Origin of the sequence: Halorussus aquaticus, assembly GCF_024218795.1 — an archaeon.
Taxonomy (GTDB): domain Archaea; phylum Halobacteriota; class Halobacteria; order Halobacteriales; family Haladaptataceae; genus Halorussus; species Halorussus aquaticus.
In genome coordinates this window covers 2,447,080-2,464,825 of sequence record NZ_CP100400.1, presented here as the reverse complement: position 1 = coordinate 2,464,825, position 17,746 = coordinate 2,447,080, and the positions used below count along the sequence as shown (strand labels likewise).

Annotated in this window: 19 protein-coding genes; 9 read left to right on the top strand and 10 right to left on the bottom strand. The window is 67.4% G+C overall.

Annotated features, from left to right (window positions below):
- Positions 1-38 precede the first annotated feature (38 nt).
- Together NGM06_RS12760 and NGM06_RS12755 are read left to right on the top strand one after the other, a co-directional pair.
- Positions 39-269 (top strand): hypothetical protein, encoded by a 231-nt coding sequence (locus tag NGM06_RS12760; protein ID WP_254267326.1) that lies wholly within the window; start codon positions 39-41, stop codon positions 267-269.
- Positions 270-393: 124 nt separating this feature from the next.
- Complete coding sequence (locus NGM06_RS12755; RefSeq protein ID WP_254267325.1) at positions 394-876, top strand: peroxiredoxin family protein; 483 nt, start codon at positions 394-396, stop codon at positions 874-876.
- A 24-nt stretch (positions 877-900) separates the two neighbouring features.
- Here NGM06_RS12755 and NGM06_RS12750 read toward each other — a convergent pair whose 3' ends face one another.
- From NGM06_RS12750 to NGM06_RS12735, 4 genes are all read right to left on the bottom strand, one after another.
- Positions 901-2,340, bottom strand: coding sequence for a cryptochrome/photolyase family protein (locus tag NGM06_RS12750; RefSeq protein WP_254267324.1), 1,440 nt, complete (start codon positions 2,338-2,340; stop codon positions 901-903).
- 74 nt (positions 2,341-2,414) lie between these two features.
- The gene (locus tag NGM06_RS12745) at positions 2,415-3,644 is read right to left on the bottom strand and encodes an alpha-hydroxy-acid oxidizing protein (protein WP_254267323.1); all 1,230 of its coding nucleotides are present in this window, start codon (positions 3,642-3,644) and stop codon (positions 2,415-2,417) included.
- Positions 3,645-3,669: 25 nt separating this feature from the next.
- Positions 3,670-4,812: a putative sulfate/molybdate transporter gene (locus NGM06_RS12740; protein ID WP_254267322.1), complete on the bottom strand. Its 1,143-nt coding sequence runs from the start codon at positions 4,810-4,812 to the stop codon at positions 3,670-3,672.
- 84 nt (positions 4,813-4,896) lie between these two features.
- Complete coding sequence (locus NGM06_RS12735; protein ID WP_254267321.1) at positions 4,897-5,529, bottom strand: S26 family signal peptidase; 633 nt, start codon at positions 5,527-5,529, stop codon at positions 4,897-4,899.
- A gap of 165 nt (positions 5,530-5,694) precedes the next feature.
- Between NGM06_RS12735 and NGM06_RS12730 the strand changes: the two genes are divergently transcribed.
- Positions 5,695-6,699, top strand: coding sequence for a TIGR04024 family LLM class F420-dependent oxidoreductase (locus NGM06_RS12730; RefSeq protein ID WP_254267320.1), 1,005 nt, complete (start codon positions 5,695-5,697; stop codon positions 6,697-6,699).
- A 192-nt stretch (positions 6,700-6,891) separates the two neighbouring features.
- Positions 6,892-7,356 (top strand): VOC family protein, encoded by a 465-nt coding sequence (locus tag NGM06_RS12725; protein ID WP_368410485.1) that lies wholly within the window; start codon positions 6,892-6,894, stop codon positions 7,354-7,356.
- On the opposite strand, the gene NGM06_RS12720 is transcribed toward NGM06_RS12725, so the two are convergent.
- On the bottom strand, positions 7,326-7,631 hold the full coding sequence (locus NGM06_RS12720) for a hypothetical protein (RefSeq protein ID WP_254267318.1): 306 nt from the start codon (positions 7,629-7,631) through the stop codon (positions 7,326-7,328). The genes NGM06_RS12725 and NGM06_RS12720 overlap by 31 nt on opposite strands.
- A gap of 185 nt (positions 7,632-7,816) precedes the next feature.
- Here NGM06_RS12720 and NGM06_RS12715 point away from each other — a divergent pair, with 185 nt between their 5' ends.
- The gene (locus NGM06_RS12715) at positions 7,817-8,788 is read left to right on the top strand and encodes a quinone oxidoreductase family protein (protein ID WP_254267317.1); all 972 of its coding nucleotides are present in this window, start codon (positions 7,817-7,819) and stop codon (positions 8,786-8,788) included.
- A 124-nt stretch (positions 8,789-8,912) separates the two neighbouring features.
- On the opposite strand, the gene NGM06_RS12710 is transcribed toward NGM06_RS12715, so the two are convergent.
- The 5 genes from NGM06_RS12710 to NGM06_RS12690 form a co-directional block, all read right to left on the bottom strand.
- A complete protein-coding gene (locus NGM06_RS12710; RefSeq protein ID WP_254267316.1) occupies positions 8,913-9,227 on the bottom strand; it encodes a HalOD1 output domain-containing protein in 315 nt (104 codons plus the stop codon).
- A gap of 102 nt (positions 9,228-9,329) precedes the next feature.
- Entirely contained in the window at positions 9,330-9,980 is a 651-nt protein-coding gene (locus tag NGM06_RS12705) for a helix-turn-helix domain-containing protein (protein WP_254267315.1), read from the bottom strand.
- Between the two features lie 144 nt (positions 9,981-10,124).
- A complete protein-coding gene (locus tag NGM06_RS12700; RefSeq protein WP_254270027.1) occupies positions 10,125-10,835 on the bottom strand; it encodes a 6-hydroxymethylpterin diphosphokinase MptE-like protein in 711 nt (236 codons plus the stop codon).
- Between the two features lie 105 nt (positions 10,836-10,940).
- The gene (gene folP, locus NGM06_RS12695) at positions 10,941-12,092 is read right to left on the bottom strand and encodes a dihydropteroate synthase (RefSeq protein ID WP_254267314.1); all 1,152 of its coding nucleotides are present in this window, start codon (positions 12,090-12,092) and stop codon (positions 10,941-10,943) included.
- Positions 12,093-12,170: 78 nt separating this feature from the next.
- Entirely contained in the window at positions 12,171-12,668 is a 498-nt protein-coding gene (locus NGM06_RS12690) for a hypothetical protein (RefSeq protein WP_254267313.1), read from the bottom strand.
- Positions 12,669-12,879: 211 nt separating this feature from the next.
- On the opposite strand from NGM06_RS12690, the gene NGM06_RS12685 reads away from it, so the two are divergent.
- From NGM06_RS12685 to NGM06_RS12670, 4 genes are all read left to right on the top strand, one after another.
- The gene (locus NGM06_RS12685) at positions 12,880-15,024 is read left to right on the top strand and encodes a DEAD/DEAH box helicase (protein WP_254267312.1); all 2,145 of its coding nucleotides are present in this window, start codon (positions 12,880-12,882) and stop codon (positions 15,022-15,024) included.
- Between the two features lie 336 nt (positions 15,025-15,360).
- Positions 15,361-15,963: a DUF8114 family protein gene (locus tag NGM06_RS12680; protein WP_254267311.1), complete on the top strand. Its 603-nt coding sequence runs from the start codon at positions 15,361-15,363 to the stop codon at positions 15,961-15,963.
- On the top strand, positions 15,960-16,721 hold the full coding sequence (locus NGM06_RS12675; RefSeq protein ID WP_254267310.1) for an RNA methyltransferase: 762 nt from the start codon (positions 15,960-15,962) through the stop codon (positions 16,719-16,721). The genes NGM06_RS12680 and NGM06_RS12675 overlap by 4 nt, the downstream gene beginning before the upstream one ends.
- A 162-nt stretch (positions 16,722-16,883) precedes the next feature.
- The gene (locus NGM06_RS12670) at positions 16,884-17,705 is read left to right on the top strand and encodes a phosphatase PAP2 family protein (protein ID WP_254267309.1); all 822 of its coding nucleotides are present in this window, start codon (positions 16,884-16,886) and stop codon (positions 17,703-17,705) included.
- Positions 17,706-17,746: the final 41 nt, after the last annotated feature.

Sequence of the window (17,746 nt, the reverse complement as noted above, 5' to 3'; positions counted from 1 at the left end):
AGACAGCATTTTTACGCTTCGGCCGAGAGCGGACGACTATGAGACGATATCTCCGCAACAACCCCGGCTTCGTCCGTCTCGCGTTGGCGACTCTCGCGGTCTGTCTCCTCGGTCTCGCGTTCGCGTCCGTCGCGCTCGGTCGCGGCTGGCAACGAGTCGAGACCCTCCTGCTCCCCGTCGCGGGGGTGCTGACCGCCCTCCTCTTGCTCAAGGCCGCCGTGGTCGCCGTCGCTATCGGACTCCGATTCGTTCTGTCGCTCGGAGACTGAGGGCGTCGAAGCGACGAGTCGCTTCTGGTCCGCGCCTCCGAGAGAGCCTCACTGCCACCCTCTGCTTTCGGTCAGTTCGGCCGCGGCCACAAGTCGCTTTGAATCCAGTCTCCTACCGTCACCCATGTCACTCGAAGGCTCCGGAGCACCCGAGTTCACGCTCGAAAGCACGTCCGGCGGCGAGGTATCGCTCGAAGAGACCCTCGAAACCGGCCCGACGATAGTCCTGATAAACCGCGGTTACTGGTGTAGCTTCTGCGCCGAGCAGTTGGCGACCTTCAGCAGAGTGTACGAGGACCTCCGGTTCAACGAGGGCGTGGACGTCCTCCCCGTGGTGACGAGCGAGTTGCCGAAACTGGTCGAGATGCGCGACCGCTTCGACTATAACTTCCAGTTGCTCGCCGACCCGGACGGCGACGTCGCCGAGCAGTACAGCGGTACCGAGCAGACCAGTCACGGTCTGACCGGCGTCGCGGGTACCTACGTCGTGGACACCGACGGGCAGGTCCGGTACGAGCAGGTGGCAGGCGACGTGAGCGACCGGACCTACGGGAACTGGACTCGGTACTTCATCCGGAACGACTTCGAGGACCCCTTCGGCGAGTGAGGTCCCTCCGGCGAGTCGGGACGCTCAGTCGTCGCCGCGCGCGTCCTCGAACATCGCGATGGCCGCCTCGCGTCGCTCGGCGTGGTCCACGACCGGCGCGGGGTAGTCGGGCGCTATCGCCTCGCGTTCGTCCGGGTCGAGTTCGTGCCAGCCGTGAACCTCCTCGGCACTCGCGTCGGCGAGTTCCGGGACGTACTCCCTGATGAACTCTGCGTCTGGGTCGTACCGCTCGCCCTGCGTCATCGGGTTGAACACGCGGAAGTACGGTTGGGCGTCGGTGCCGGTCGAGGCGGCCCACTGCCACCCGCCGGTGTCGTTTGCGGTGTCGTGGTCCGCGAGTCTCTCGCGGAACCAGTCGTACCCCTCCCGCCAGTCGAGCAGCAGGTCCTTCGTGAGGAACGAGGCGACGACCATCCGGAGGCGGTTGTGCATCCACGCTTCCTCGCGGAGCTGGCGCATCGCGGCGTCCACGATGGGGTAGCCCGTGCGGCCCTCCTTCCACGCTCGCAGGGCCTCGTCGTCGTCCCGCCAGTCAATGTCGTTCTCGTACTCCCTGTAGTTTCGAGTCACCACGTCGGGGCGGGCCGAGAGGACGTGCGCGTAGAACTCCCGCCACGCGAGTTGGCTCTGGTACTCCTCGACCGACTCGGCCTCGCTCCCTTCCTCGTCGGGGTCGCCGTCGGCGCGCTCGGCGGCTTCCGCGGTCGCTTCCCAGACCTCCCGGACGCCGATAGTTCCCCACTTGAGGTGGACCGAGAGCCGCGAAGTCGCGTCCTTCGCGGGGTAGTCGCGGTCCTCGGCGTACTCGAAGATGGTCTCCTCGCAGAACTCCCGGAGTCGGTCGCAGGCGGCCTCGGTTCCCGCTGGCGGCACGTCGGCCTCCGGTTCCTCGAAGCCGAGGTCCGCCAGCGTCGGGAGGTCGGTCGCTCCGTCCGACGCGGCGATTCGCTCGGACCCGACCACCCGTCCCGCCTCGGGCGCGTCGAACGGCGCGTCCTTCTCCCGGTCGCGCCACTTCTTCCAGAAGTAGGTGAACACCGAGTAGTGTTCGCCCTCGTTCGTCCGAATCGTGCCGGGTTCGTGGAGGAGTTCGTCGTGGTAGGCCGCCCGCGAGACCCCGGCGTCGTCGAGCGCGAGACGGACCTCGCTGTCGCGCTCGGCCGCCAGTCCGGAGTAGTCACGGTTCCAGAAGACGGCGTCGGCGTCGTACTCGTCGGCGAGTCGGGGCAGTTCCTCGCGCGGGTCGCCGCGGGTCACGAGCAGGTCGCCGCCCAACTCGCGGTAGTCGGACCGGAGCGCTTCGAGCGCGTCGAGCATGACCGCCACGCGCGGCGGACTCGCGTGGTCGAGAATCTGGGGGTCGAAGACGAACACCGGCAGTACGGACTCGCCATCGGCGACTGACTCGGCCAGCGCGCGGTTGTCCGCGACCCGGAGGTCCCGTCGGTGCCAGTGAAGGTTCATACTCGGGACGAAGGACCGGCCGACCGTCAAACGACGGGTCTGTGGTCGGTATCCGAGACGTGGTTCGCAGTCGGTCAGTCTCGCTCGACTAGTACCGACTCGTCCAGTTCCGCGACCGAATCCTGCCCGGAGAGCGCCAGCGTCAGGTCGAAGTCGGCGAGGAAGTTCCGGACTACCTCCCGAACGCCGTCCTCCCCGTCGATTGCCAGTCCGTAGACGTACGGCCGCCCGAGCAGGACCGCGTCCGCGCCCAGTGCGATGGCCTTGATGGCGTCCGCACCGCGTCGGATTCCGCTGTCGAAGAGGACTGCGAACTCGTCGCCGTCCGGCCGTTCGTCCGCGGCGGCGTCGCTCGCGGCCCGCGCGTCTTCGACTGCGGACACGACCCGGGGTAGCGCCTCGATGGCCGAGAGCGCGCCGTCCACCTGTCGGCCGCCGTGATTCGAGACGACCACGCCGTCCACGCCCCGGCGAACGGCCTCGCGGGCGTCCTCGGGGTGGAGGATACCCTTCAGGACGACCGGGAGGTCGGTCGCCGCCCGGACGCGCTCGACGGTCTCCCAGTCCATCGAGAGGTCGCCGAACTGCTCGACGAACTGCCAGAGCGCGCCCTGTTCGTCCTCCTCGGGCGGAGCGTCGAGCGAGTCCCGGAACGCCGGGTCCGAGAGGTAGTTCGCCACGCCCTCGCCGTCGAGGAACGGCAGGTAGGCGTTGGCCACGTCGCGCTCGCGCCACCCCATCGTCGGCGTGTCGAGGGTGATTACGATGGCCTCGTAGCCCGCGTCCTCCGCGCGGTTCACGAAGCTCTCGGTCACGTCCGGGTCGGCGCTCGGGTAGAGTTGGAACCACCCGGTCGCGTCGCCCAACTCCGCGGCCACGTCCTCCATCGTGGCCGAGGCCGCGGAACTGGAGACGAACGGGACGCCGACGTCGCTGGCGGCCCGCGCGCTGGCGAGTTCGCCGCCCTCGTGGATGATGGACTGGACGCCGACCGGCGCGAGCAGGACCGGCACGGGGAGTCGCTGGTCGAGAACGTCCACCGAGAGGTCGCGTTCGGCCACGTCCTGTAGCATCCGGGGGACGATGCGCCACCGCCGGAACGCCTCGCGGTTCCGGTCGGCCGTGTCCTCGCCGCCCGCGCTCCCGACGACGTAGGCGCGAGCTTCGTCCGAGAGGGCGGCCATCGCGGCTTCCTCGAGTTCCTCGGGCGAGACGGGCATCTCGGGTCGCCGGTCGGCGAGCATCCCTCCGGCGTACACCTCGCGCTGGCGATTCGGACCGAAGGCTTCTGAGGGGTCGTCCATGGTGGGATGGTCGGAGTGTGGGTTGTTATAGCTTATCGAAGAGGTGCCGGAACTGAATTCGTTCCATCACCACCGACGCCGCGATACCGACACCGAACGCGAGTCCGACGTTCGTCGCCGCGCCGAGGACGCCGACCCCGGCGGTCAGCGCGAGCGAGTCGGTGTCGAGACTCGCCTTGCCCAACTCGACGGCGACCAGCGCGAGGACGACGCCGAGCGCGGCCATCGGGAAGGCGGCGACCAACTCGACTGCGACCAGCGCGGCCGTCGCGTAGAGTCCGCCGAGGACTAGATTCGCGCCCGCGGTTCTGGCACCGAACGCGTGCTTGCCCGCGACGCCGCCGCTCCCGTGGCACATCGGGAGCGCGCCGAGCGGAACCGCGAGCAGGTTCATCGCGCCCATGCTCGTCGCCAGTTCGTCGGGCGACGCGTCGGCGTCGTAGAGGTCGCTCAGCAGGAGCGAGGTGGCCACCGCCGCGTTGCCCACCGTCATCGCCAGTTGCGCGCCGGTCGCGGCGAGGGCGTTCGTCGTCGGGTCGAACTCGGCCAGTGGCGGTGCGAACGCACCGACGCTCCCGCCGAACTCCGGCACCGCGAAACTCGGCGCGCCCGTCTCCGCGGCGGCGAGCGCGACCCCGAACGCGAGGACGACCAGCGCGCTGGCCCGCGGCCGACCCAGCGCGACGACCGCCACCCCGACGACCGCGGCCGCGAGCGCAGTCTTCGGTGCGCCCGCACCGAGTTCGAAACCCGTCCGGAGGAGGACCAGCGCGACGGCAAACTGGACGCCCCGAATCACCGCGGCGTCGATGCGCTCGGCGAGCGCGCCGAGCGCGCCCGCCGTTCCGAGTACGAGTAGAACTCCGCCAGCGAGCGTCCCGGCCGCCGCGAGTTCGGGCACCGTCAGCGACCCGGCGATTACCAGCGCCGCGAGCGCCTTCATCGGTTCGACCGAGACGGGCGCGCCGTAGCGGACGCCCCAGACGACCTGAAACGCGCCGAACCACAGCAGGAGGACGGGAAGTCGGAGGTCGGTCAGCGACGACACCGCGACCACGACCGGCAGGACCGTCACGGAGTCGCCGACCGCGCCGGTCACCTCGCCGGTCACCTCGCCGGTCGAGAGTTCGACCGCTCTCCCCCGTATCTCGGCGACCGGACGCTCCATGCGTGACACACAGTGCAGTAACCGACTTAGGTTTACTGAGAAACCGAATTTCGGTTCGAACGCGAGTTTCGTAACCGATTACGGTTACTGAAGTGCGAGACGGACGTGACCGAGGTACGGAATCCGGACCTCCGCTGTCCCGCGAATCCACGACGGTCGGACCGGGCGACTCCGTCCGACCGCTTGGTCGTAGTACCGATTAGCGTCGCCCAGGGTGACGAACCCGGCGTTCGGTGCCGGACAGTTGGTAACGTCGGCGCAACTGTCACCGGGCACGTAGTTCGGATTCGCTTCGTCGTACCAGTTCTCCGACTCGTTCACCCAGAACCGCGCCCGGTGGATGATGGGGGTGGTCCGCTCCCTGCCGTTTCGCTGGAAGACGACGACGTCGCCGTAGTCACCCGACTGCCGGTAGCCCTCGATCTCGCCGGTCCGATAGGTGACGACGCCCGTCTCTCGGGTAGCGACATCCGGCGCGAATCTGTGTTCCTCCATCAGAAATACGAGGTCGCCGCGCTGCATGTGCGGTTCCATGCTCCCGCTCTCGACGGCGACCATCGGCGGCCAGACACCGCTCGCGCCGAACAGGAGGAGACCGATTACGAGGACGATAGCCGCGCTGCTCGCGGCTTCGCGGAGCAGTTCGACGGCGACGTGGTCGGTCTCTCGGAGCCACGTCAGCCACTCGCCCAATCCAGCGGGTGTGTCGTCGCTCATCGACTCGGAACTATCGACAGCAGTCGTATCAATCTTCTGTCCAGAGTTTCCGGGTGGCGGGAGTCGCGGCGGTCCCGACGAGCCAAACCGGTCGCTCGATAAACCTCGTTCCCGGTCCCGACAGTTGGCATGGGAACTATGGGGTCCGGTTCCGTGGTCTCGCCCATGACCGACCGAACCGTCCACCTGCCCGTCGCTGCGCAACCGAGTATCGACGACATCGTCTCGCTGACCCAGCGGGCCGAAGACCGCGGCTACCGCCGGGCGTGGCTCCCCGAGACGTGGGGCCGGGACGCCGCGACAGTCCTCTCGGCCATGGCCGAGCGCACCGACGACATCGGCATCGGGCCGTCGATTCTGAACGTCTACTCGCGGTCCCCTGCGCTCGTGGGCCAGACCGCCGCGACCCTGCAGGAACTCTCCGACGGTCGGATGCGCCTTGGCATCGGTCCCTCCGGTCCCGCCGTCATCGAGGGGTGGCACGGCCAGAGCTTCGAGCGGCCTCTCCGGCGGACCCGCGAGTACATCGACATCGTCCGGCAAGTCCTCTCGGGCGAGACCGTCGACTACGCGGGCGAGGAGTTCACGGTCGGCGGGTTCCGCCTCCGGTGCGACCCGCCGGAGACCCCCGTCTCTATCGACGCGGCCGGGATGGGTCCCAAGTCGGTCGAACTCGCCGGGCGCTTCGCCGACGGGTGGCACGCCCTGATGCTCACGCCCGACGGGATTCGGGACCGCCTCGAAGACCTCCGCCGCGGGGCCGAACTCGGCGACAGGGACCCCGACGACGTGCGCGCGACGCTCTCGATGACCTGCGCGGTCTCCGAGGACGGCGAGCGCGCCCGCGAACTCGCGCGCCAGCACCTCGCGTTCTACGTCGGCGCGATGGGCACCTTCTACCGGGAGACCCTGTCGCGACAGGGCTACGAGGAGACCGCCGAGGCGGTCGCCACGGCGTGGGGCAACGGCGACCAAGCGGCCGCGAGCGCGGCCATCGACGACGACCTGCTCTCCGACCTCGGCGCGGTCGGGACCCCCGAGGAGGCCCGCGCGCAACTCCGGAAGTTCGAGGACATCGACGGGCTGGACCGGGTCGCGGTGTCGTTCCCCCGCGGCGCGGAGCAGGAAGAATTGGAGGCGACCATCGACGCGCTCGCCCCCGAGGAGTAGTTCGGCCGCTTGCGCAGTCAGAGTTGCCCGTCCACCTGTCGCTACGTTTCTACGATTTTCGCCGCCGAGAAGACCGGAGATGCCGCGTAAAGCCTATTCCGGTCGCGGTCGCAGAGGGGAACCGTGACCGATTCCGCCGAGACCGGCTCCGCCGGAACCGACTCCGACGAGGCCGACCCGGTCGAGACCGAGATGCCGGAAGTACGTGTAGACCACGTCGGCATCGCGGTCCACTCGGTGGCCGACGCCGAACCCCTGCTGGAACTGCTCGGGGCCGAGAAACTCGTCCACGAGACGGACCCGACCGGCGCGTTCCGGTGGGCCTACTACCTGCTGGGCGACGCCTCCCGGGTCGAACTCGTCGAACCAGTCTCCGGCGAGGAGTCGTTCCTGACCGACTTCCTCGCGGAGAACGGGCCGGGGATGCACCACGTCACGCTCGAAGTCGCCGACCTGAACGCCGCGGTAGCCGCGCTCGAAGCCGAGGGAGTCCGCGTCGTGGACCGGACCGACTACGAGGAGTGGGGCGAGGCGTTCGTCTCGCCGCGGAATCCGACCGGCGTCCTCCTCCAATTGATGGAGTACCGCGGCCCCTTCACCGAGGGACGACCAGACCCCGAGCGACTCTACATCGGCGGGAAGCGACTGGCGGAGTAGCGGTCAGGGTCGGCGTCGTCCGCGTCGTCTACGTCGTTTTCGTCGCCTCCTGCATCGTCCACGCCGGTCCCGCCGCGCGCCTCGTCCGTCCCGTCTCCGGTACTGGCACCGCTCCCGTCGCTCATTAGCAGTCCGAGGAAACTGAGAAGCAGACCCGCGAAGAGTCCCAAAGTGAACGGATTATCCGAGACGTCACGGACGGCTTCCGCCACGACGAAGAAACCGCTGGCGCAGATAACCGCGATTCCGAACAGCATCGTCTTGAGGCCGCGCATACGTGACCCTCACAGACCAGTCCGGTAACACTTTCGTCGCCGGACCAGCGATAACTCCGGCGACTCGAATCGCACTCGATAGGCCGTCTCTGTCGCGCCACCCGCTTCGTCGAGGACCGAAACCGAACCGGAAAAAACAGACCACGATGTGAGAGTTTATCCGGCTCGCGCTCGAAGCAGGACCCATGCGTACAGTCGAAGTGACCGAGTTCGGCGACAGCGACGTACTGGAACTCGCGGACGCGGAGACGCCCGACCCCGGACCGGGCGAGGTCCGAATCGAAGTCGAGGCCGCGGGCGTCAACTTCGCCGACATCATGCAGCGACGAGGCCACTACGTCGGCGGCCCGGAACCGACCTACGTCCCCGGCATGGAGGCCGCGGGGACCATCGACGCGGTGGGCGAAGGGGTCCAGCGCGAGGAGGGCGACCGAGTCGTCGCCATGACCGGCCGAGGAGCCTACGCGGACTACGCGCTCGCCGACGCCGACTCGCTGTTCGAGGTGCCCGAGTCGATGTCGTTCGCGGAGGCCGCCGGGTTCCCGGTTCAGTTCCTGACCGCCCACGCGGTCCTCCACGAGTGGGGCGAACTGGAGGAGGGCGAACGCGTCCTCGTCCACGCCGCGGCGGGCGGAGTCGGCACCGCGGCGGTCCAACTCGCTAGCGCGGCGGGCGCGGAGGTGTTCGGCACCGCCAGCACCGACGAGAAACTCGAACTCGCCGAGCGACTCGGTTGCGACCACCCCATCAACTACGAGGAGGAGGGCTTCCGGGAGGTCGTCGAGGCAGAGACCGACGGCGAGGGCGTGGACCTCGTCCTCGACGGCGTGGGCGGCGAGACGTTCGCGCGGAGCATCGACGCGCTCTCGCACTTCGGACGAGTCGTGGCCTACGGCGCGGCCAGCGGCGAACCCGGCGAGGTCGATACGACCCGACTCCTCTTCGAGAACAAGTCCGTCGTGGGCTTCCACCTCGGTAACTCGCTCCAGCGCGACCCCAAGCGCATCCTGCAGTCGGTCCCCGAACTCCAGCAGATGCTCGCTAGCGGGCAGTTAGAGGTCGTGGTCGGCGAGACGTTCCCGCTCGAAGACGCCGCCGAGGCCCACACCGCCATCGAGAACCGCCAGACGGTCGGCAAAGTCGTCTTGGAACCCTGAGTCCGGACGCGGCTACTCCGCCGTCTCACCGATACGCCACCTCGTTTTAATCGTCGCCTCGGTGACGGCCTGAACAGTCGCGTCGCGGACTCCGCAGTCGAATCACAACGCTACCTGTTCGGCATCACTCCGGTTCGTAAACGGCCACTGTTCCGTCCTTCTCGACACAGACGCGATGCCCTTCGTAGTCGAAGACGATGTACCCTCCACCGTCGTCCGACGTCCCGCACCACCTCCCGTCGAAGAGCGCGTCCAGCGCGTCGGGGTCTACCGCCGCGTAAATCGGGTCTAATTCGGTCTCCGGACTCCCAACGACCGAACTCATCGCCCGCACGACGGCTTCGGTCGTCGTCTCGCCGTCGCGCTGCCGGTAAACGCCCGCGGGGTCGTTGGCTGACTCTGCGGCGTCGCTAGTCGTTCGTTCGTCGTTGAGATTCATGGTACCACTGAAACCGCCCTCGGTACTTGTTCCGTCTCACCGAAAGGTCCGAGGTGGTAGCAGTACCACCGTTTTATGTGGTCGGCGATGGTCGCCGATGGGTCACTCGTCGTGAACCAACGTGTTGGCGACCAGATTCCGGTGGCCGCGGCGGAGGCGGGCGGACAGAGCGTTTCGGGAGATGTCGAGTCCGTCGGCCAGTTCGGTCAGCGTCGTCCGTCGCGGCACCTCGAAGTAACCGGCGTCGTACGCCGCCGTGAGGGCCTCCTGCTGTTCGTCCGTAACGTCGTACTCGGCTCTCTCCTGCGGGTTCTCCGCGCGGTACACGCGTTCGAGTTGGAACGAGAAGTCGTTGGAGACGCAGTAGTCGTGGAACTCCGAGAGCGCGTCCCGATTCGGAAAAAGGACTTTGAGTTGCCACGACTTGCCGTCGCTCACCGCCTCCAGAATCGTCGCTTTGGCGTCGGAGGTGGCCGTCAGGAGATTCGCGGTCTTCGCCTGCCACGTGACGCGGTAGAACCGCTCGTCACCGTCCTGCTCTTCGAGCGTCAGGATGTCCTGAATCGTCGGGTCTTCGCGGAGACCCCGCTCGAACGTCTCGAACTCCCCGCCGGTCGCCCAGAAGTACGGGGTGATGCGCTCGGTCCCCGCGACGACTCGCTTGATTTCGATTCGCATACCCGGCACGTTCGTGAGGGTGTCGGCCAGTACGAACTCGCTCGCTGGAACGGTTAGCTCCGCCAAGACGCTCATTTCGGGTCAGCTCTACTCGGGGAACGGGACGCAGCGACAAAACTGTCCGCGCCGATTCGGCGTCGGAGAACGGGCCGCGTCGGAACTCCGTTCCTCTCGCGTCGGAGGCCCGCAGACCGTCTCGCGTCGGACCCCTGCGCGACCTCACGTCGGGAACTCGCTCGCGTCGATTCCCTCGCGGCGACCGTCCAGCACGTCGAACCGCTCGCCGCGCCTGCGTTCGAGCCAGCGGAGCAGGCGCTCGGCCCACGCCAACTTTTTCGCCTTCATCTCGTCCACGTCCGGGTCCTCGAAGTCCCACCCGACGAAGACGAGTCGGCCCGCGCCGAGCGCGTCCGCGAGGAACGCCGCCCGGTCGCCGTCGGTGAACCCGCCGACGTTCCGGACGTGGGCGACCGGTCGGGCCTGCGTGGTCGGCAGGACGCTCTCGGCGTCGAACGCAGGGACCCACTCGCGGACCGCCCGGACGTTGTCGCCGTGGGCGTGGGCCGCGACGGGCGTGCCAGCCTCGGTCAACTCGCGGGCGGTCTCGGGGTTCTTGTCGAGGTCCGTGACCATGCAGTCCACTCGGACGCCCGCTTCCCGGAGGACGTCGGCGGCGGTCGAGGCCGCGAACACGGCGTCCGCCTCGCGGGCGCGGTCGAGTTCGTCCGGGCGACGGGGGTCGTCCGGGTCGGTCAGCGAGGGACCGGCCCCCGCGACGGCGACCGTCTGGCCCGACACGTCGAGGCGCGAGCAGTCGAACTCGCGAGTCAGGTCGGCCAGCGCGTCGCGGGCGCGCTCGTCGGCCTCGCGGTCGAATCCGAAGTCGTCCAGTATCGACTCGTAGACGGGTCTCCACGTTTCGTAGTTCATCATAGAACCGTCTGAGCCGGAAGTTCGCTTGCAAGTACCCCTACCCGCGAGCGCCCTTCCGGCTTCCCAATCGCGAATTCTCTCTCCCCCGGCATAAGTTTTCTCTTAACGTTCCGGCTCACTGACGGCATCGAGGACCGCCGCGAGGCGGTCGGTGACCTCGCCGGTCTCGCCCGCGTACGACCGGAGGTGAGCGAGCGCGGCGGGCGTCCCCGCGAGCAGACTGCCCGCGGCACCGGAGGCGAAGACGACTCCGGCGTCGGCCGCGACCGACGCGAGGGTCTCGCGCTCGGCGTCGGAGAGCCCCGAGAGTTCGAAGAGACGGGTCGTCGTCTCGTCGGCGAACTCGGCGTCCGCCCCGACTCGTTCGAGGTGGCGCGACGCTTCGCGGGCGGTGGACACGTCCAGTTCCTCCACGCCGACGCCGTCGGTCTCGTCGGCAAGACGGTCGCGGGCGAACGCCGCGCCGATTCGGGCGGCGTCTCTGGTCTCGGCCACGTCGTGGGTCCGGACGACGTGCGCGCCGCGCTCGACCGCCATCGAAGTCGCGGCCAGCGAGACCGGCAGCGCCTCCTCGGTGGACCGGCCCGCGAGGTCCCGGAGGAAGTTCTTGCGGTTGATGGAGACCAGAATCGGCTGGCCGAGACCGCGGAACTCCCTGAGGCGGCGGAACGTCTCGCGGTCGTCGTCCAGCGTCTTGGCCTCCGACCACCCGCCGAACGCGGGGTCCACGATGGTCTTGTCGGTCAGCCCCTCGCGCTTCAGCGCCTCGTAGATGTCGTCGGGCTTCTCTATCGCACCGGGACGTTCGAGGTCCGGCGGACTCGCCATCTTGACGACCGCGGCGTCGTGGTCCCGGCAGACGTCCGGCATCCGCGGGTCGGCGAAGCCGCAGATGTCGTTGACCATGTCGAACCCCCGCGAGAGCGCCTCGTCGGCGACCTCGGCGTACCGGGTCTCGATAGAGAAGACGGCGTCGCCGGAGACGCTCTCGATGGCTTCGACCGCGGTGTCGAGTCGGTCGAGTTCCTGTTCGGCCGAGAGGACCTCGAAGCGCTTGTTGGCCGACTCCAGCCCCACGTCAACGATGTCCGCGCCCTCCGAGATGAGTTCCGAATCGACGTACTCGGCGGCCTCGCCCGGGTCGTCGTAGACGCTCGGGTCGTAGGGCGACTCCTCGCTGACGTTCAGCACGCCCATTATCCGCGGCGGGTAGTCGTCGCCGATGCCCAGCCCCGCGGCGATGACGTTCTGCATGTCGGGTAGGCGGGGAGCGAGGGATAAAAAGGAGGTCGTTTCGGCGGCGATTACAGGTACTGGCCCTCGACTCGCGTATCACTCCAACCGCTCGACGGAGTGCTTGACAATCACTGGGACCGTCTCGGTGTGGTTTCGGCCGTCAATCGAAATCGTCGCAGTCACCGACTGCGGCGTGGCCTCGACCAGTCCATCGTGGTCCACCGACGGTTCGGAGAAGACGCTCCCGTTCCGTCCGTACGTGGTCGAGTACGTCATGTAGATTACCTTCGAGCCGTTTTCGGTCCCGACCGTGTACGACACGTCGTCACTCCCTCGTTCCAGTCTCGTCCGGACGACTTCGAGGACGTGTCTCGCACCGACGTGGGCGCACTCAGTCGGTGCCCATTCATCGAACGGTGTCGTCGCGTACCGGGGTTCGCGCTCAGTGTTCTCCCCTGCGACGAACGCTTCGTGGTCCGAGTGAACCCATGCGCTGACGTAGCGAACCGCGTCGTTCTCGGGCAGGTACTCGACAGCGTCGCGTTCGACCTCGCCCTCGACCGAGACCGGGTCGGCGCGTCCGCGGTCCGTCATGTGAACCGCTACGACCGATGGCCGCCTAAGCGTTCGGACGCGCTCGGACACAATTCCAAACTCTAGATGCGAGGAAGGGGCCGCGAGCGGGCGGCCGAAGGTCGCGGCCGGGCGAGGATGGGGAAACAATCATTCCGACCCTCGCTCTCCACAGAAATTACCAGCAGGCGGAAACCTAACGTTTAACTCCCGCTTCCACAGCGAATGTCACATGAACTTCGTCTCGTCGGGCTATCGGGCCGACCACTCCGGGACCGACGCCGAGCGCGAGGTCTGGAATCGGCTCAAGTCGGCGTTCGGTCCGTCCGACGTCGGCGTCGCCTACCACCGGTACCCCATCGTGGACCGGACCGCCGGAGAGTACGACCGGGAGATGGACTTCCTCCTCTTTCTGCGGGACGCGGGCGCGGTGGTAATCGAGTGCAAGGGCTACCAGATGGACCACGTTCGGGCCATCGAGGGCGACAAGTGGATTCTCCGGGGGACCGCCCAGTCGAGCGCCGCGCCGTACTCGCAGGCCCGCGACCAGGGGTTCAAACTGCTCTCGCACTTCACGAAGGAACCGGAACTGATGGACGAGCGCCACAACCACGAGGTGTCGATGAACCCCCTCGTCGCGCTCCCGAACATCACCCGGGAGGAGTGGGAGGCCCGCGGCTTCCACGAGGGGCCGAGCGCGCCGCCGGTCCTGACCGCCGACGACCTCACGCCGACCGCGCTCCGCGAGCGAATCCGGTCGCTCCCGGGCGACGGACTCACCGACGACGAGTACGAGGCGGCCCGCGCCGTCCTGAGCGGCGGCCAGCCGATAAGCGGTGAGCGACGCCCGAACCTCAAGGACGAGGCGACCAAGGGCGGCCTGTACGAGCGCGTCGAGAAGGGACTGAACCGACTCGACGAGAAGCAGGAGGCGGTCGGTCTCCAGATTCCCGACGGTCCCCAGCAGATTCGGGGCATCGCGGGGTCGGGCAAGACGGTGCTGATGGCGAAGAAGGCCGCCCGGATGCACGCCGCCCACCCCGAGTGGGACATCGCGCTCACGTTCCAGACCCGGAGCCTCTACGAGACCATCACCGAGAAGGTAGAGCGCTACTACGCCTTCTTCACGTCCGGCGACGCCGACCCGAACTGGGAGAAGTTCCACGTCCTCCACGGGTGGGGCGGCCGGAAGCGCCACGGTCTCTACTACCGCATCGCGCAGGAGGCGGGCGTCACGCCCCGGACCTACGGCGACGCGCAGGACGAGTTCGGCGAGGAGGACGGCAACCTGCTCCACTCGTGCTGTCTCGAAGTGTTGGAGGAGGGCGTCGTGCAGGAGTCCTACGACGCCATCCTCATCGACGAGGCCCAGGACTTCGACCCCGGCTTCTACAAACTCTGTCGGGCCGCGCTCCGCCCGCCCAAGCGACTCGTCTGGGCGTACGACGAGGCCCAAAATCTCCAGACGCTCTCCGCGCCGAGTCCGACGAACGTCTTCGGCACCGACGAGGCTGGCGACCCGCTCGTTGACCTGCGGGGGTCCTACGAGGGCGGCGTCCAGAAGAGCCAGATCATGCGGAAGGCCTACCGGACCCCGCGGTCGGTCCTGATGCTGGCCCACGCGCTCGGAATGGGTCTCCTCCGTGACGGCGGCGCTGTGCAAGCCATCACGACCCAGGAGGGCTGGGAGAACGTCGGCTACGAGGTCGAGTCCGGCGACTTCCGGAAGTACGGCGAGTCGGTCGAACTGGTCCGGCCGTCGGAACACTCGCCCCATCCCCTCGCGGACGAGACGGCGGCCAGTCCGTTCGCCACGTTCCAGTCGTTCGCCGACCGCGACGACGAGATCGAGTGGGTCGCCGACCGCATCGCCGAGGACGTGACCGACCACGCTCTCGCTCCCGAGCGAATCATGGCGGTCCCGCTCGGCGAGTACTGGACCTCCAAGCAGACCGGCGAGCGTCTGGCCGAGGAACTCGACGCCCGCGGCGTGACCCCGAACCTCGTCTGGGAGGGGAGCAAGGACGTGTTCGCCGAGGAGGGCGAAGTGACCGTCTCGCGGGTCAACCGCACGAAGGGGAATCAGGCCGCGATGGTGTACGTCCTCGGCGTCGAACACGTCGAGGACGACTCGCGGCGCGCGGACCTCGTCCAGCGCCGCAACGAGGCGTTCGTGGCCATCACCCGGACGGAGGCGTGGTGTACCGTCACAGGGACGGGCGACGACGAACCCGTCTTCCACGAAATCGAGGACATCACCCGACAGGTCTCGTGGTTCGACCCGGCCCTGACGTTCCCCGCACCGCACCCCGACGACCTCGAACGCGAGATGGACGACGGGTCGCAGGCGACGACCATCGACCAGTTCGCCGACTGAGGGCTTCCGTTCTCTACGAAATATTTGGTTTCCATCGTATTGGCGAGTTGCTTAGAGGCTGACAGACCGTCCTCTACGTCGGCGTGTGCTGTCGCGACCCGAGGTGGTCGCGCCTACCACGCGAGGGTGACCGTAGCAAGGAGCGGAGCGACTGAGAAGCGCAAGCGGTTGGGGAGGTGCGAGGGTGTCGCGGTGCGGTCGCGGCGCTGTGCGGTACCTCCTCGGCTCAAGAAGTAGATAGCTGCTGCTCGGACACGCGACGACCGCACTCCGAGACTGACGAGACGCGCGTAGAACGCGCTCTTTTTCACCTCCGAACCCGAACCTACCGAGCAAATGGGCAAAGTCAGCATCGGGCTTCGCGGCTGGCGGTTCGACGAGGACGAGGTGTTCACCGAGGACGGCGAGTTCCGGCCGATGGACGAGATTCCGAAGGGGCCGCGCAAGCGACTGATTCGGTTGCAGGCGCTGGTCAACGCGCCGTGCGACGCCTGTTGGCTCATCCACGGCGACGAGAACGTTCACGAGTGCAACGTCGCGGAGGTCGTCTACGGCGAGGCGCTCGGTGAGGTGGTCCTCTGTGCGGACCACGAACCCGACTTCCTCTACTGGTTCAGCGAAGCGGGCGGCAGTCAGTTCAAGGGCGAACAGGAGCTACAGGACGAGTTCCACGAGTGGTTCCTCGACGGGGGCCGCGCGCCGGATGGGTACGGCGGCGTCGAACACGTCGAGACCGACCCCGAGGACGTTCCGGAACCGCCCGAACCCGACCAGGAGGAACTGAACGTCGACGTCCCTGAAGACGAGCAGAAACGCATCGACCTCCGCAACATGGACGAGGACGAGAACGGGGACGGAAGCGAAACCGCCGACGAAAGCGCCGAAGGCGGCGACGAGGACATCGACGACCTCGACTTGGGTCGGGACTACCCCTCATGAAGCCGCCCGCAGTCGCCGTCGTGGAACCGAAGACGCCCGGCAACATCGGGACCATCGCGCGGGCCATGAAGAACTTCGGCATGCACGACCTCAAACTCGTGAACCCGCCGGAGTTCGGCCGCGACAGCGAGGCCTACGGCTTCGCCGGGCAGGCCCGCGAGGACGTCCTCCCGAACTACGACGACGTGACGTTCGACCACCTCGTGGAGAACTACCACACTGTGGCTCTGACCGCGACGACCAACGAGGACGCCCGCAAGCACCGCCGGTTCCCGTTCAAGACGGTGGACGAGTTGGCCGACAGTCTCCGGGACGTGGAGGCAGACACCTGCCTCGTCTTCGGCCGCGAGGACAACGGCCTGACCAACGACGAGATGGCCTTCGTGGACGAAGTGTGTTCGATACCCGCCAGTTCCGACTACTCGTCGCTGAATCTGGGGCAGGCCGCGACCGTCACGCTCTACGAACTCCGGGACCTCACCGTCGAGGAGACGCAACTCCCGGACGTGGAGCGCGAGCGCGCCGACGAGTCCGAAATCGAGGGGTTCTACGACCACTTCGGCGAGTTCCTCGCCGCAATCGACCACCCCGAGGAGAAGCGTGCGAAGACGCTCCGACTCGTCCGGCGACTCCTCGGCCGCGCCCATCCGACGGGTCGAGAGGTCCGGACGCTTCGGGGCGTCCTCCGGCGAGCCATCTACCACGCCGACGACGGTGAGAAATCAGACGCGAATCGGACGACTCCGGACCACGAGTAAGCGTTTCGCCCGAACGGTTTTCCCTCTCGCTCACGATACTCTTTGCAGTGAGAACAGTGGGGGTTCGAGTAGTGCTAAACCATCACACGACACGGTCTACGTCGCGTTCGCGCGTAGAAAGTCAAATCTTTTATCCTATCGGTTCGTAACCTATCCACGACTATGTTTGCCTCCCTGCCGCTCGGTACGCAGTTCACCCTCCTCGTCGCGGTCCCGAGCATCGCCGCCATGCTCGTGGGCAAGCGACTCTTCCTCCCGGAGGAGCGCTTTCGCACACTCCTCGTGGACTTCCTAAAGACCGACTGGAAGTACCTCGGCGTGGCGTGGGTCGTCACGGAAATCGTGAACACGCTGGCGATGCACTTCCACGTCGCCCGGACGTTCACCGGAGCCATCTACGCCGTCGAGGGCGCGACCGTCGCGGCGTTCCAAGCCTTCGCGGTCGTCCCGCTCACGGTGCTGGCGACCGGGGTGTACCTCGTCGGATTCCCGTTCATCGTGCTGTTCACGTACTTCAAACTGAAGGCGCACGACGAGGAGGAGGCCCACCGCTACGCGCTGGCGTACATCATCGTCGTCGTGACGGCGGTGCCGTTCTTCCTGCTGTTCCCGGTGAAGGTGTCGTCGCTGTACCTCTCGACGGTCGAACCGCTGATGTACGAACTCAACCCCGCCATCCAGTACGGCATCTTCTCGACGGACACGCTCGTGAAGGCGTTCCCGAGCCTCCACACCGGCCTGTCGGTGCTGGCCGCCCTCTACGCCCAGAAGGCCGACACCCGGTACGCCTACACCGCGACGGTGCTCGCGGTCGCCATCGTGTTCTCGACGCTCTACCTCGGCGTCCACTGGGTGACCGACGCCGTCTTCGCGGTCCTGCTGGTCTGGGTGGCCTACAAGCTCTCGCGCCGCGTCAGCGACCCCCGATGGTCGGTCGTCTCCCGCGAGTTCCTCTCGGGCGTCCGGCGGTACGCGCCGCTGTAGTTCCCGGACATCACTCGCGTACGAAGTCGTCCCTGTCCAGA